Here is a 15,050-nt window from a genome sequence, read left to right on the forward strand (position 1 = left end):
AGTGGCTTGAAAAGACGCTGGGTTTCCGCGTCCGCGGGAACGACGCGATATCCCCCCTCAGACCTGCCCGTGCCAGCCGGGCGGGACCACCTCGAGCGTGCGGCGCTGCCCCTCACCCGCCGGCGTCTGCGGCGTCTGCGGTGGCGACATCGCGCCGGTGTCGAAGATCTCCTGCAGCGTCTTGTCCAGCATCGGGTTCTCCAGCACGCCGCGCAACGCGTCGGCGCCGTGGAGCAGCTGCGCCACCGCGGTGCGCGGCAGCCGCGGCAGGTTCAGCACCAGCCGGTCGTGCAGCAGCCGCAGCGGCACGCGCGCCGGGTCGCACAGCAGCGCCCAGTGCGCCTGGCCGCGATGGTGCTGCAGCTTGCCGACCAGATGCATCGCATTGAGCTTGCCCAGCAGCACCGCCAGATAATCGGCCTCGACCCGCAGCTTGCGGCCCAGGTCCAGTTCGCCGACGCTGCGCGGCGCCTGCTCGCGCGCGCGGTAGAGCACGTACAGCACGCCCAGCGCATCGTAGAACTCGCTACCGGCAAAGGTGCGGCGGCGCCAGTAGCCCTGCCGCACCACCGGCAGGTTGGCCGCGATGGTGGCGCCGAGCAGCGTCACCAGCCAGCTCAGGTAGATCCACAGCAGGAAGATCGGCAGCGCGGCGAAGGCACCGTAGACCGCGGTATAGGTCGGGAAGCGCGTGACGAAATAGCCGAAGCCGCGCTTGGACAGCTCGAATGCCAGCGCCGCCACCAGCCCCGCGAGAATGGCATCGCGCCATTCGACATAGGCGTTGGGCACGGCCGTATAGAGCAGGGCGAAGGCGATCGCCGACAGCAGCACCGGAGCGAGGCTGACCGCAAAGCCGACGCCGAACGGCATCGTGCCGACATAGCCGGCGGAGATCGAGATCAGGTACGAGCTGATCGACAGGCTGCCGCCGATCAGCACCGGGCCGCACGTCAGCACCGCCCAGAACACCAGCACGCGCTGCGCGAAGCGCCGCTTCTGCTTGACGCGCCAGATCGCATTGAGCGCGTCCTCGACCGTCAGCATCGTCAGCACCGCGGTGACCATCAGGCCGACCAGGCCGACCGCGGTCAGGCCCTTGGCATTGCGCGCGAATTGCCCCAGATAGCCGGTGATCGAATCGGTCAGATTGCCGGGAATCAGGTTCTGGAACAGGAAGCCTTCGATCGCGTTGCGAAAGTTCGCGAACATCGGAAACGCGGCGAGCAGCGCAAACGCGACCGTCAGCACCGGCACCACCGACAGCACCGTCGTGAAGGTCAGGCTGGCCGCGACCTGCGGCAGGCGGTCCTCGCCTGCGCGCCGCGCGGCATAGCGCAGCAACGCACGCAGCTTCTGCCAGTTCCATTCGCGGCGCAGGCGCGCGAGACGGTTGGTGCTGCGGGACAGGAGACTCGGATGGGACATGCGGGACAAACTCCAGGGCGGCGGGCGCCGAGCCCGCCACTATAATACGCCGGTTGCCCTGCATGGGATGCCCATGCGCCCAAGCGCGGATCGCCGCGCGCGCCGCAGCGCATGTTGCGCGCAATGCAATGCCCGTCCCGTTCCTGCCTGCCCTTCCGCCCTCATGTCCGACATCCTGGTCCTCTACTACAGCCGTCACGGCAGCACCCGCAAGCTCGCCGAACTGATCGCCACCGGCATCGACAGCGTGCCCGGCGCCCACGCGCGGCTGCGCACGGTGCCGCCGGTCTCGACGGTGTGCGAGGCCACCGCGCCGGACATCCCCGCCGACGGCCCGCCCTATGTCGAACTGCGCGACCTGCACGAGTGCATCGGCCTGGCGCTTGGCAGCCCGACCCGCTTCGGCAACATGGCCGCGCCGATGAAGTACTTCCTCGACGGCACCATCGCCGAATGGCTGTCGGGCACGCTGACGGGCAAGCCGGCCTGCGTGTTCACCTCGACCGGCAGCCTGCATGGCGGCCAGGAAACCACGCTGCTGTCGATGATGCTGCCGCTGCTGCATCACGGCATGCTGGTGATGGGACTGCCCTACAGCGAACGCGGGCTGATGACGACCGTGGGCGGCGGCACGCCTTACGGACCGAGCCATCACGCGCTCGGCGACAACAGCCGGCCGGTCAGCGAAGACGAATCGGCGCTGGCCATCGCGATGGGCAAGCGGCTGGCACAGACCGCGCTGCGGCTTGCCGACCACGCCTCCGCCAACGGAGCGTCGCGATGAACCCGGCCGACCCGCGCGACGACGCCGCGCTGCATAGTCCGCTGCTGTACCGGCTGAGCATCGCCAGCCTGCTCGCGCTGATCGCGCTGTCGATCGCCTGGGAATGGTTCCTCGCCCCGCTGCGGCCGGGCGGCTCCTGGCTGATCGTCAAGTTCGTGCCGCTGCTGCTGCCGCTGCGCGGCATGCTGACGCGCAACCGCTACACGATGCAGTGGTCGTCGATGCTGATCCTGCTGTATTTCACCGAAGGGGTCGTGCGCGCCACCAGCGATCGCGCGCCGTCGTCGTGGCTGGCGTGGTGCGAGGTCGCGCTGACCGTGCTGTTCTTCTTCGCGACCATCTTCTATCTGCGCCCGTACAAGCGCCGTGCGCGTGCGCAGGCCAAAACCCAGGCCGACGCAGCGGCTTCCACGCAGGCACGGCACTGAACCGCCGCGCCGTCTTTATCGGCGCTCCCATCGACGCTTCCTCCGACCCGACCCGACCGCCAACGCCATGACGCAAGCCCCGACCGACGCCCGCCTCCACTCCTTCCTGTCTTTGTGCCGCGCCGCGCTGGGGCCGACGCATGTGCTGACCGAAGCCGAGGACAAGGCGGCCTATCTGACTGACTGGCGCCGCCGCTATACCGGCGATGCGCTGGCCGTGCTGCTGCCGGGCACCACCGACGAAGTGGCCGCCGCGGTGCGCGCCTGCCACGCGCACCAGATCGCGATCGTGCCGCAGGGCGGCAATACCGGCCTGTGCGGCGGCGCGACGCCTGACGGCGCACAGCCTTCGGTGGTGCTGTCGCTGAAGCGCCTGAACCGCATCCGCCAGGTCGATCCGCTGAACAACACGATCACGGTCGAGGCCGGCGCGATCCTGCAGCAGGTCCAGCAGGCGGCGGCCGAGCACGAGCGGCTGTTTCCGTTGAGCCTGGCTGCCGAGGGCAGCTGCACGATCGGCGGCAACCTGGCCACCAATGCCGGCGGCACCGGCGTGCTGCGCTATGGCAATACGCGCGAGCTGTGCCTCGGGCTCGAGGTCGTGACCGCCAGCGGCGAAGTCTGGAACGGTCTGCGCGGCCTGCGCAAGGACAACACCGGCTACGACCTGCGCGACCTGTTCATCGGTGCGGAAGGCACGCTGGGCGTGATCACCGCGGCGGTGATGAAGCTGTACCCGGCGCCCCGTGCGCGCGTGACCGCGCTCGCCGCCGTGGCCGACCCGCGTGCCGCGCTGGCGCTGCTGGCGCTGGCGCAGAGCCACGCCGGCGCGATGCTGACCGGCTTCGAACTGATGTCGGCGATGTGCCTCGAACTGGTGACGCGCCACTATCCGCAACTGCGCTACCCGTTCGACCGGCCGCATCCGCAGGTGGTACTGCTCGAGCTGTCCGACAGCGAAAGCGCCGAGCACGCGCGCGCGACCTTCGAAACGCTGATGGAAGCGGCCTTCGAGGCCGGCATCGTCGCCGATGCGGTGGTTGCCGAATCGGTGCAGCAGTCGCGCGACTTCTGGAATCTGCGCGAGCACATCCCGCTCGCGCAGGTCGAGGAAGGCAAGAACATCAAGCACGACATCGCGGTACCGATCTCGCGCGTCGGCGACTTCATTGCCAGCACCGACGCGCAGCTGCAGGCCGCCTTCCCCGGCGTGCGCATGGTGACCTTCGGCCATCTGGGCGACGGCAACCTGCACTACAACGTGTCGCCGCCGGCGGGACAGGACCACGACGCCTTCCTCGCGCATCAGGATGCGATCAACCGCATCGTGCACGACAGCGTCCACGCGTACGATGGCTCCATCTCCGCCGAGCATGGCTTGGGCCAGCTCAAGCGCGAGGAGAATCGGCGCTACAAGAGCGAGGTCGAACTCGCGATGATGCGGGCGATCAAGCAGGCGCTGGACCCGCTCGGGCTGATGAATCCGGGCAAGGTGGTGTAAGGCGCGGCGGCAGCGGCAAGCGCGCATAAGCTCATGCGAAATCCGTCGTAGCGGCAGGCCCCGGTTTCGTTGACGCCCCTTTCGTCGCGACCTAGTGTAGATAGGTTCGCGCGGCACATCGCTGCAAGAAGGGGACTTCCATGAGCCTGCGGCCAGATCCCACATTCCACGCGTCGCCCGCGCTGGCGATGCAAGCGCCGGCGGAGGAGTACGCCTACACGGTGATGCTGAGCCCCGATGCCTCGCAGCCCGATGCGCTGGCCGTCATCGACGTCAAACCTGGCTCGCCGACCTACAGCCAGGTCGTGCATACGCTGCCGATGACCCACCGCGGGGACGAGCTGCACCACTTCGGCTGGAATGCCTGCTCGTCGGCGCTGTCCCCGCTGACGGGGCACGCGTTTCTCGAACGGCGCTTCCTGATCATCCCCGGCATGCGCTCGTCGCGGATCTATATCGTCGACACCAAACCGCATCCGACCCAGGCGGCGATCCACCGCGTGATCGAGCCCGACGAGATCTTCCGCAAGACCGGGTATTCGCGGCCGCACACCGTGCATTGCGGCCCCGAGGGAATCTATGTCAGCACGCTCGGCGGCGCCGGCAAGGATGGCACCGACGGCGCGCCCGGCATCTTCATCATGGACTGCGAGACGTTCGACGTGCTGGGCCGCTGGGAGATCGACCGCGGCCCGCAGGACAAGCACTACGACTTCTGGTGGAACCTGCCGCGCGACTACATGGTGTCGAGCGAATGGGCCCTGCCGCCGCAGTTCGAGAACGGCCTGGTGCCCGAGGACCTGCTGTCCAACCGCTATGGCCATCGCCTGCACTTCTGGGACCTGCGCGCGCGGCGCAATGTGCAGACGATCGACCTCGGCGCGCAGCATCAGATGGCGCTCGAAGTGCGCCCCGCCCACGACCCGGTGCGCGAATACGGCTTCGTCGGCGTGGTGGTCGACACCACCAATCTCGAAGGATCGATCTGGACGTGGTGGCGCGAGGACGGGCAATTCCACGCCGAGAAGACCGCGACGATTCCGGCCGAACCGGCCGCCACGGACGTGCTGCCGCCGATGTTGCACGGGTTCGGCGCCGTGCCGCCGCTGGTGACCGATATCGACCTGTCGCTCGACGACCGCTTTCTCTACGTGTCGTGCTGGGGCACCGGCGAGATGCGCCAGTACGACGTCACCGATCCGCGCAAGCCACGGCTGACGGGTTCCGTCCATCTGGGTGGCATCGCGCGCCGCACGCCGCATCCGAACGGCAAGCCGTTCGCCGCGGGACCGCAGATGGTCGAGATCAGCCGCGACGGCCGCCGCGTCTACTGGTCCAACTCGCTCTACTCCAGCTGGGACAACCAGTTCTATCCCGACGGCGTGCCGGCGGCCCAGGTCATGGCCCATGCCGATCCGGATGGCGGCCTGACGCTGGCCGACGACTTCTGGGTCGACTTCCCCGCGGGCTACCGCGCCCATCAGATCCGCCTCGAAGGCGGCGACTGCTCGACCGATTCGTTCTGCTATCCGTCCGTCGGACCGCGATGACGTGGGAACAGGCCGGCCTGTGGACCGGCGTGATGGTCAGCGGCCTGTATCACGGCCTGAGCCCCGCGATGGGGTGGCCGCTCGCCGTGTCGAACGGCCTGATGGCACGGCGTGACGACGCGGTGTTCGCCGCGCTCGGCTATCTGGGCCTCGGCCATGCCGGCGCGGTGATGGCCCTGACGCTCCCGTTCGGCCTGCTCGCGTCGCTGGCCGCCTGGCAGCGCGAGATCCGCTTCGTCGCCGCCGCCCTCGTGATCGGCTATGGCATCGCGCTGCTGGCGCGGCGCCGCCATGCACGCGCGCTCGCCCGCATCCCGCCGTCGCGGCTGGCGCTGTGGTCCTTCGCGATCGCGCTGGCCCATGGGGCGGGGCTGATGCTGGTGCCGCTCTATCTCGGCCTCTGCGGCACCGGGGCCGACGCGGGCCATCAGGCCGCGGCCTCGCTCGCCTTCGGCAACGCCGGCATGGCCGTGCTCGTCGCGCTGGTCCACACCGCGGCGATGATCGCGGGCGGCGGCGCGATGGCATGGGTCGCGTATCGCCACGTCGGCCTGGCGCTGGTCTCGCGCAGCTGGATCAATACCGACGCCGCCTGGGCGTTGAGTCTCGTGCTGGTGGGTGGGATGTCGCTGATGGCGGCGACGGCGCGCTGAACGTACCTGCATGCCGAACGCGCCTGGCGCCGATGCAAGGTGGAGCGCGACGGAACCCAGCTCCCAGACCAGAATTTTCATCCAATGAAAATCTGATCGCTTCGTTTGACGCTGCTTTCGGCGCCGCCCTACCCTGTGCCGCACAGAGTTTCCATTGACGAAACCAGCGTGCGCCTTGGCGCCGAGGAGACAAACCGATGAAGCGCCATTCCCCTGCGCGGCGCGCCCTGCTCGCCGCGATGGCGATGCTGTGCGCCGCGGCGATTCCCGCGACGTCTGCTGTCGCGGCCGAGGCCTTTCCCGGCAAACCCATCCGTCTGATCGTGCCATTCACGCCTGGTGGCACGACCGACATCCTGGCGCGGCTGGTCGCGCAGAAAACCGGCGAGGCACTCGGCCAGCCGATGGTGGTCGAGAATCGCCCCGGCGCGGGCGGCAACATCGGCGCGGAGGCGGCCGCACGCAGCGCCGCCGACGGCTACACGCTGCTGATGGGTACGCTCGGCACGCAGGTCACCAACCAGTTCATCTATCCACGCATGCCGTATGACAGCGCGAAGGACTTCGCGCCGGTGACGCTGGTCGCCAATTCGCCCAACGTGCTGCTGGTCAACAGCACGCTGCCGGCCAACTCCATCGGCGAGCTGATCGCGCTCGCCAGGCGCGAGCCCGGCAAGATCAACTACGCGTCGACCAGCACCGGCGGCTCGCCGCATCTGTCGGGCGAGCTGCTGAGCATGATGGCCGGCGTCAAGATGCAGCACGTGCCGTACAAGGGCGCGGCGCCCGCGATGACGGACCTGCTGGCCGGTCAGGTCAACCTGATGTTCGACAACCTGCCGTCCGCGCTGGCGCAGATCCAGGGCGGCAAGATCAAGGCGCTGGCCGTCACCGGCGTCAAGCGCGCCTCGGTGCTGCCGTCGGTGCCGACGGTGCGCGAGTCGGGGTTGCCGGACTACGAGGTCAATTCGTGGTTCGGCCTGCTGGCGCCGGCCGGCACGCCGCCCGAGCGCGTGCGCCGGTTGCAGCAGGCCGTCGACAAGGTGCTGGCGATGCCGGACGTGCGCAAGCGCATCCAGGAACTGGGCGCCGAGCCCGGCGGCGAAGGCTCTGTGGCGTTCGCGGCGCAGATCAAGGCGGATACCGACAAGTGGGCGCGCGTGATTCGCAGCGCGGGGATCAAGGCCCAATGAGCGTGCTGCACGTATCGCACGTACCGCGCGTACTGCACGTACCGCACGTCGTGCACGTACGGCTCGTATGGCACGCACGACACGTACCGCAGCAAAGAAGGACCCAGGCATGACGGACACCATGACTCGCAGCAGCACCCTTCGCATCGGCTCGGGATCGGGCTGGTGGGGCGATCGCGTCGAACCCGCAGAACGCTCGGCGCGCCTCGGCAAGCTCGACTATCTCTGCTTCGAAACGATGGCCGAGGCCACGGTCTCGGCCGCGCAGGTCCGCAAGCGGCGCGACCCGGCGTTCGCGGGCTACGACACCTATCTCGACGAGCGCATGCGCGCGGTGCTGCCGCACTGCATCGCCAACGGCACGCGCATCGTCAGCAATCAGGGATGGATCCATCCGCTGGGAGCTGCCCGGCGCGTCGCCGAGCTGTGCGACGAGCTCGGGCCGCCGGGAGTCAAGATCGCGGCGATCACGACCACCGACCTGACCGGCAGCATCTGCGATCTCGACCTGACGCTGCTGGAGAGCGGCGCGCCGGTGTCCTCACTGCGCGGCACGCTGATCAGCGCGGAGCCTTACGAGGGCGCGGCGCCGATCGTCGAAGCCTTGCGCGCCGGCGCGCAGATCGTGATCACCGGCCGCGTGGCCGATCCCTCGCTGTTCCTGGCGCCGATGATCGCGCATTTCGGCTGGTCGACCGACGACGCGACCCGTCTCGCACGCGGCAGCGCCATCGGCCACCTGCTCGAATGCGGCGCGCAGGTGACCGGCGGCTACTTCGGCGATCCGGGCTACAAGGACGTGCCCGAGCCGTGGAATCTCGCCTTCCCGATCGCGGAGGTCGAGGCCGACGGCAGCGCGGTGATCGCGAAGGTTGAAGGCAGCGGCGGGCGCATCGACCTGCAGACCGTCAAGGAGCAGATGTTCTACGAGGTCCACGATCCGCGCCGCTATCTCACGCCCGACGCGATCGTCGACTTCTCGAGCGCGGTGCTGGAACAGGTTGGGCCCGACCGCGTGCGCGTCAGCGGTGTCGGCGGACTGCCGGCCACCGACACGCTGAAGGTATCGCTGGGCTGCACCGAGGGCCATATCGGTGAAGACATGTTCTTCTATGCGGGACCGGGCTGCCTGGAAAAGGCGAAGCTGGCCAGGCGCATCCTCGAGGAACGCTTTGCCATCGCGAAGCTGCAGGCCGACGAGCTGCGCATCGATTTTCTCGGCGTCAACGCCGTGCATGGAGCCGCGTCGCCCGAACCGGCGTGCGAGCCGAACGAGATCGCGGTACGCGTGGCGGCGCGCACGCGCACGCGCGAGGAAGCCGCCAAGGTCGGCCGCGAGATCGACAGCATGGCGGTCTGTGGGCTGGCATCGACCGGCAAGCGCGTGCCGCATCAGGACCGCACCCGCGAGATCATCGGCGTCTGGTCTGCACTGGTGCCGCGCGCGCTGATCCGCTCCGAGATTCACTATCTGTAAGGAAGCGTCATGCGTGTACCCCTGCGGCGTCTGGCCCATAGCCGCTCCGGCGACAAGGGCAACACCTCGAACACGGCCGTGATCGCCTACGCGCCCGAGTTCTATCCGCATATCAAGGCGCAACTGACCGCGGCGGCGTTCAGGTCGTGCTACGGCACGCTGATCACGGGCGAGGTGACCCGCTACGAGGTCGACGGACTGCAGGTGCTCAACTTCGTCGCCGAGGGCGCGCTCGGCGGCGGCGTGTCGCGCAGCTTGGCGATCGACAACTATGGCAAGGCGCTGGCCAGCGCGGTGCTGCGCTTCGACGTCGAGATTCCGGACGAGCTAGCGCCGCTGTTGCGCGGGCCGGCGCGATAGGCGCACCGCCGTCACGCGGCCTCGTTCGCCCTGCGCGGCCAGCGCCGTTCCGGTCCATGCGCTGGCAATACGGCTGGCTTCGGCTTTCAGCCGCCGCGCAAGCACCGCTTCGCGCGCGCGCAACCGTACCGTCTGCGCCGCCACGCTGAGCGCGCCGATCGGGCGCCCCTGGTCGTCCAGGATCGGTACCGCGATGCCGCCCATGCCCTCCACCACCCAGTCCAGAAACATCACGTGCCCGCGCGCACGGGCCGCCTCGATTTCTTCTGCGATGGCGGCCGCGTCCAGGCGCGGATAGTTGGCAAGCTTGCGCGAGGTCTGCTGCAGGCGATGCGCCCGTTCGGGCGCCGGCAGCCAGGCCAGCACCGCCAGACTTCCCGCGCCGACGCCAAGCGGCCGGCGCGTGCCGACCGACACGTAGTTCGCGCTTTGAGCGACGGTACCTGGCTCCACGTCCGAACACACCGCCTCGCCACGGCTGGCCTCGGTCAGCACGGCGGTATCGCCGAATGCCTCGACCAGCCGCTGCAGGGCAGGCCGCGCCAGCTTGCGCAGCTCGGCCCGGCGCTGCGCGACGTCGGCCAGCTGGAAGATCTCCGGGCCGATGCCGTAGCGGCGCATCTCGTCCCGCGTGGCAAAGCCCTCCTGCACCAGCAGGTCCAGCATGCGCGACGCGGTGGCGGGGTCGAGCCCGGTCGCCCGCGCGACATCGCTCATGCGGCGCACTTCCGGGTCGGACAGCGCGCGCAGCACGGCAAGGGCGCGCTGGACCGGTGAGGGACGCGACGGCATCTCGCGACGTTCAGCGCGCGGGCGTGCCGGCCAGCGTATCGCGCTTGATCTTCTTCGCGAGCGACCACTTGTGGACCTCGGTGGGACCGTCGTAGATACGGAAGGCCCGCACCTCCCGCAGGATCTGCTCGACGATGGTGTCGCGCGACACGCCCAGGCCTCCCATGATCTGCACGCAGCGGTCGGCCACGCGGTACAGCGCCTCCGACACCGCGACCTTGGCCATCGAGCTCTCCGCCGTGCCCGCCGCGCCGCCGTCGAGCACGCCGGCGCACCAGTCGATCATCAGCGCGGCCTGCTGCAGATCGATCCGATTCTCGGCCAGCATGAAGCCCACGCCTTCATGATCGATCAGCAGCTTGCCGAAGGCCTTGCGCGTGGTGGCATACGCGCGCGCGATCTCGTCGGCCCGGACCGCGCCGCCAAACCAGCGCATGCAGTGCGACAGCCGCGCCGGCGACAGACGCACCTGCGCATAACGGAAGCCCTCGTTGACCTCGCCGAGCACCTGGTCGGCCGGCACGCGCAGGTCGTCGAGCAGGATCTGCGCATGGCCGCCCGGCATCGAGCTGTCGATGGTGTCGATCACGCGCTCGATGCGAATGGCCGGATGCGGCAGATCCACCAGGAACATCGTCGCCCGCGCGTGTTCGCCGTCGCCGGTTCGCGCCATCACGATGCCCACCTGGGCCCCTTCGGCGCCGGTGATGAATTTCTTGCGGCCGCGGATGATCCAGTCGCCGCCGGCTTGCGTCGCCGTGGTCTGCAGCATCGAAGGATCCGAACCGGCCCCGCCCTCCTCGGCCGGCTCGGTCATGAAGAAGGCGGAACGCGCCTCGCCGCGCACCAGCGGCTCGAGAAAGCGCTGCTTCTGCGCCGGCGTGCCGACCTTGCCGAGCAGGAACATATTGCCCTCGTCCGGCGCCATCGTATTGACCGCCACCGGTCCCAGCGGCGACAGGCCCGAGCGCTTGAGCACGGCCGCGGTTTCCAGCTGCGTCAGGTGCGATCCGTCGGGCAGGATATGCGGCGTCATCACGCCCGCGGCGCGAGCTTGCGCGCGCATCTCGTCGATCAGCTCGCTCGTCGGCCCGTGCGCCGTGCAGCGCGGATCGGCTTCATAGGGGACGACGACATCGCGGACAAAACGCTCGACGCGATCGGCAATGACGCGGCTGCGTTCGGTGGGGCACGGGGTGAACATGCTGGGTGTCTCCTTGTGGTCGGTCGCGCTCGCGGATCATGGATCGCTCTGCATCGCACGTGCCCGCCGCTGATTGTTGGATGCGGTGAACCGATTGTAGGGGATTCCATCCCGCGGCCTGCCCACCATCAGCACCATGTCAGCGATGCCCTCGTTTGAATTTTGGAAGGTCGATTACCCGCGGCCATCCCAATGCATCAGTCCTGCCGTCACGGAGGGTCGCGCCGGGATCCGTTGAAATAGACCCATTCCACGCCCCGTGTGGCTCGGGCCCCGCTGCCGGGCCGCGCAGTGGCATCAATCCTGCAAGCCCCTACCCCATGCGTTCGTCTCGGCACAGGAGGTAAGGCATGAAGGAATGGCTCGATCTGAACGTCTTTCTGGGTATCCCGGCCCTGAATTGGCTGCATGCCGGCATCGCGGCCGTCGTCAGCTACCTAGTACTGGTCACGCTGCTCGGCTTCGCCGGCGCACGCCTGGACCGGCTCGCGGCCCGGACGCGGCCGGTGATCATCGACCGCATGGCCGACATGCTGCGGCATACGTCGCGCTTCGTGCTGCTGCTGGCCGCATTGCTGATCGCCGTCGACTTCCTCGATCTGCCGCCGAAGTGGGCCAGCCGCATCGGCCATCTGTGGTTCCTGCTGATCGGGCTGCAGATCGCGATCTGGATCAATCATGCCGTCACGCTATGGACGTACGATCGCCTGACCGGTAGCGGACCCTCGGCCCACAATCCCGTGTTCACCACGGTGATGGCATGGGGCATGCGCGTGATGCTGTGGTCGGTGCTGCTGCTCGCGGTGCTGGCCAATATGGGCGTCAATATCACGGCCTTCGTCGCGAGCCTCGGCGTCGGTGGCGTGGCGGTGGCGCTGGCCGTGCAGAACATCCTCAGCGACCTGTTCGCGTCGCTGGCCATTGGACTGGACAAACCGTTCGAGAACGGCGATTTCATCGTGTTCGGCGACATCGCCGGCAGCGTCGAGCGCATCGGCCTGAAGACCACGCGGCTGCGCGCATTGAGCGGCGAGCAGATCGTCTGCAGCAATACCGAACTGCTGAAGACGACGATCCACAACTACAAGCGCATGGCCGAACGCCGCATCCAGTTCAATTTCCGCGTGACATACCAGACGCCGCCGGAAACGCTGCGGCGCATCCCGGAGATCGTCAAGGCGGCCGTCGTCGCGGCAGGCAGAACCCGCTTCGACCGCGCGCATTTCAAGGGCTTCGGCGAAAGCGCGCTGGAGTTCGAGGTGGTCTACTTCGTCACCGATCCGGACTACAACCTGTACATGGATATCCAGCAGTCGATCAATCTGGCGATGGTGACGGAACTGGGCAAGCTGGGCGTGGAGTTTGGAGTGCCGGTGCGAACGGTGCAGCTGGTCGGGACCGATGCCGATGCCGATGCGGCCAGCGGGTCCGCCTCTCGCGACGCGGGCGAGCCCGAACGCGCATGGCCCCCAAAACAGAGCCATCGTGACCGACCTTCGTTGTCCCAGGCGCGGTAGCCTGCGGCACGTTGCACACGAAATGAAGGGCCACAAAATGAAGGGCCACAGAAAACAAAACCCCGGAAGACCGCGATCTTCCGGGGTTCCGCCGCCATGTACCGATGTACTGGCGGAGACGGAGGGATTCGAACCCTCGATCCAGGTTTTGGCCCGGATGCTCCCTTAGCAGGGGAGTGCCTTCGACCTCTCGGCCACGTCTCCCAAACTTGCGTTGTGCGAGGGAGGCCGCACAACGAAGCGCGTATTCTAGCGAGGGTGCGGCAATTGGTCAACGACGAATCGATGACACCGCACTTGCCTGCCCCAGCCAGAGCCGGCGCGCGAACGCGCCGGAATTCAGGCCTGTTCCAGTTCGAACGCCTTGTGCAGCGCGCGGACGGCCAGTTCCATGTACTTCTCGTCGATCAGCACGGAGATCTTGATTTCCGAGGTCGAGATCATCTGGATATTGATGCCCTCTTCCGACAGCGTGCGGAACATCTTGCTGGCGATGCCGACATGCGAGCGCATGCCCACGCCGACCACCGACACTTTCGACACCTTGGGATCGCCCGACACGCTGCCCGCGCCGATATGCGCCTTGACACCGTCGTTGAGGATGCCCAGCGCACGCTGATAGTCGGCGCGCGGCACGGTGAAGGTGAAGTCGGTCTTGCCCTCGACGGACTGGTTCTGGATGATCATGTCGACGTCGATATTGGCGTCGGCGATCGGACCGAGGATCTGGTAGGCGATGCCGGGCTTGTCGGGCACGCCGAGAACGGTGATCTTGGCTTCGTCACGGGCAAAGGCGATGCCGGAGATGACGGCTGCTTCCATGTCAGGGTCTTCCTCAAAAGTAATCAGCGTGCCCGAATGCATTTCCTGCTCGAGCGGCATCAGGGGATCGGTCAGCGACGACAGCACGCGCGTCTTGACGCGGTATTTGCCGGCGAATTCCACCGAACGGATCTGCAGCACCTTGGAACCGAGGCTGGCCATTTCCAGCATTTCCTCGAAGGTGATGCGATCGAGCCGGCGCGCGTCTTCGACCACGCGCGGGTCGGTGGTGTAGACCCCATCCACGTCCGTATAGATCAGGCACTCGTCGGCCTCGATCGCGGCGGCGATGGCGACGGCCGAGGTATCGGAGCCGCCGCGGCCCAGCGTCGTGATATTGCCCAGCGCGTCGATGCCCTGGAAGCCGGTGACGATCACCACGCGGCCCGCGTCGAGATCGCCCAGGATGCGCTCATCGTCGATCGATTCGATGCGTGCCTTGGTGTACGACGAATCGGTTTTCACCGGGACTTGCCAGCCGGTATAGCTGATCGCGTCGATGCCTTCGCCGTGCAGCGCGATGGCCAGCAGCGCGACGCTGGCCTGTTCGCCGGTCGAGGCCAGCATGTCGAGCTCGCGCGGATCCGGCTGCGGCGAAATCTCCTTGGCGAGTCCCAGCAGGCGATTGGTCTCGCCCGACATGGCCGAAGGCACCACGACTACGCGGTGACCGGCGCGGTGCCACTTGGCCACGCGCTTGGCGACATTCTTGATGCGTTCCGTGGAACCCATCGAAGTGCCGCCGTATTTGTGAACGATGAGAGCCATCTTCTTGTCGACGCCAGCGATTGTGCAAAACCACTGAAAATACACCAAGCACCGGCGCCCGGCAAGGCGGAATAGCGGCCGTTTGGCCTTGTCAAGCCTGACGGGAGCGATGTCCCGTGCGGTAGGCGGCATGCGGCGCGCGGTCGACAGGCGCGCGTCCTGCCTCGCTCACTGCGGCGAGCCGGTCTCCGGGCCCCACGCCTGCCATTCGACCCGCCAGCGCGGAGCCGGCGCGGCGTCGGGCCAGCGGCGATGCATGCCGAGCCCGGCGGCCAGCACGATCTGCTCTCCGGCCCGCAGCAGCGGCAGATGGGGACGGCGCCAGGCCGGCACGGCGGCCTCCTGATAGGCCTGCTTCAGCGCCCGGGCCGGGCCGCCCGGCCGCAGCACGATGCGCTCGCCGCCGCTGCGCGGCCCCAGGGTCAGCGGCTGCCGCAGCACCGCCTCCGGCACGCCGAAGGTGTCGTCGCGCGTGAAGCGCAGCTCGCCGCGCCAGGCGGGCACCGGGAGGCTGGCCTGCCCCGCCCACTGCAGCGCGACGGCCTGCGCCGCCGGCGACAGATCGGAAGAGCG

14 protein-coding genes and 1 tRNA gene are annotated in these 15,050 nt (G+C 68.1%); 9 read left to right on the forward strand and 6 right to left on the reverse strand.

Going from position 1 to position 15,050, the window contains the following annotated elements:
* Nucleotides 1-57: 57 nt before the first annotated feature.
* Complete coding sequence (locus tag LRR16_RS20265) at nt 58-1,428, reverse strand: YihY family inner membrane protein (protein ID WP_006578178.1); 1,371 nt, start codon at nt 1,426-1,428, stop codon at nt 58-60.
* A gap of 163 nt (nt 1,429-1,591) precedes the next feature.
* Here LRR16_RS20265 and wrbA point away from each other — a divergent pair, with 163 nt between their 5' ends.
* From wrbA to LRR16_RS20305, 8 genes are all read left to right on the forward strand, one after another.
* Nucleotides 1,592-2,212 (forward strand): NAD(P)H:quinone oxidoreductase, encoded by a 621-nt coding sequence (gene wrbA, locus LRR16_RS20270; RefSeq protein ID WP_006578177.1) that lies wholly within the window; start codon nt 1,592-1,594, stop codon nt 2,210-2,212.
* Nucleotides 2,209-2,640 (forward strand): DUF2069 domain-containing protein, encoded by a 432-nt coding sequence (locus LRR16_RS20275; protein WP_006578176.1) that lies wholly within the window; start codon nt 2,209-2,211, stop codon nt 2,638-2,640. The genes wrbA and LRR16_RS20275 overlap by 4 nt, the downstream gene beginning before the upstream one ends.
* Before the next feature lie 67 nt (nt 2,641-2,707).
* Nucleotides 2,708-4,141 (forward strand): FAD-binding oxidoreductase, encoded by a 1,434-nt coding sequence (locus LRR16_RS20280; protein ID WP_232206923.1) that lies wholly within the window; start codon nt 2,708-2,710, stop codon nt 4,139-4,141.
* A gap of 140 nt (nt 4,142-4,281) precedes the next feature.
* The gene (locus LRR16_RS20285; RefSeq protein ID WP_232206924.1) at nt 4,282-5,691 is read left to right on the forward strand and encodes a selenium-binding family protein; all 1,410 of its coding nucleotides are present in this window, start codon (nt 4,282-4,284) and stop codon (nt 5,689-5,691) included.
* A complete protein-coding gene (locus LRR16_RS20290) occupies nt 5,688-6,344 on the forward strand; it encodes a hypothetical protein (protein WP_023263608.1) in 657 nt (218 codons plus the stop codon). The genes LRR16_RS20285 and LRR16_RS20290 overlap by 4 nt, the downstream gene beginning before the upstream one ends.
* 197 nt (nt 6,345-6,541) lie before the next feature.
* Nucleotides 6,542-7,537 (forward strand): tripartite tricarboxylate transporter substrate binding protein, encoded by a 996-nt coding sequence (locus tag LRR16_RS20295; RefSeq protein ID WP_232206925.1) that lies wholly within the window; start codon nt 6,542-6,544, stop codon nt 7,535-7,537.
* A gap of 121 nt (nt 7,538-7,658) precedes the next feature.
* The gene (locus tag LRR16_RS20300; protein ID WP_232206933.1) at nt 7,659-9,014 is read left to right on the forward strand and encodes an acyclic terpene utilization AtuA family protein; all 1,356 of its coding nucleotides are present in this window, start codon (nt 7,659-7,661) and stop codon (nt 9,012-9,014) included.
* A 9-nt stretch (nt 9,015-9,023) separates the two neighbouring features.
* Nucleotides 9,024-9,374, forward strand: a complete 351-nt coding sequence (locus tag LRR16_RS20305) for a hypothetical protein (RefSeq protein WP_064573235.1) — start codon at nt 9,024-9,026, stop codon at nt 9,372-9,374.
* Here LRR16_RS20305 and LRR16_RS20310 read toward each other — a convergent pair.
* Together LRR16_RS20310 and LRR16_RS20315 are read right to left on the reverse strand one after the other, a co-directional pair.
* Nucleotides 9,342-10,166, reverse strand: coding sequence for an IclR family transcriptional regulator (locus LRR16_RS20310; RefSeq protein WP_064573233.1), 825 nt, complete (start codon nt 10,164-10,166; stop codon nt 9,342-9,344). The two genes, LRR16_RS20305 and LRR16_RS20310, sit on opposite strands and share 33 nt — an antisense overlap.
* 10 nt (nt 10,167-10,176) lie before the next feature.
* Nucleotides 10,177-11,370: an acyl-CoA dehydrogenase family protein gene (locus tag LRR16_RS20315; RefSeq protein WP_232206926.1), complete on the reverse strand. Its 1,194-nt coding sequence runs from the start codon at nt 11,368-11,370 to the stop codon at nt 10,177-10,179.
* A 350-nt stretch (nt 11,371-11,720) separates the two neighbouring features.
* Between LRR16_RS20315 and LRR16_RS20320 the strand changes: the two genes are divergently transcribed.
* Nucleotides 11,721-12,887 carry a mechanosensitive ion channel family protein gene (locus LRR16_RS20320; RefSeq protein WP_232206927.1) on the forward strand — a complete coding sequence of 389 codons (1,167 nt, stop codon included), beginning with the start codon at nt 11,721-11,723 and terminating at the stop codon, nt 12,885-12,887.
* A gap of 110 nt (nt 12,888-12,997) precedes the next feature.
* Here LRR16_RS20320 and LRR16_RS20325 read toward each other — a convergent pair.
* The 3 genes from LRR16_RS20325 to tilS all read right to left on the reverse strand — a co-directional run.
* A tRNA-Ser gene (locus LRR16_RS20325) sits at nt 12,998-13,091 on the reverse strand.
* Between the two features lie 135 nt (nt 13,092-13,226).
* Complete coding sequence (locus tag LRR16_RS20330; RefSeq protein WP_006577422.1) at nt 13,227-14,477, reverse strand: aspartate kinase; 1,251 nt, start codon at nt 14,475-14,477, stop codon at nt 13,227-13,229.
* A 168-nt stretch (nt 14,478-14,645) separates the two neighbouring features.
* A partial coding sequence (gene tilS / locus LRR16_RS20335) for a tRNA lysidine(34) synthetase TilS (RefSeq protein WP_232206928.1) occupies nt 14,646-15,050 on the reverse strand: 405 nt, incomplete at its 5' end.

Source organism: Cupriavidus sp. UGS-1, from assembly GCF_021213615.1.
In the GTDB taxonomy this organism is placed as follows: Bacteria; Pseudomonadota; Gammaproteobacteria; order Burkholderiales; family Burkholderiaceae; genus Cupriavidus.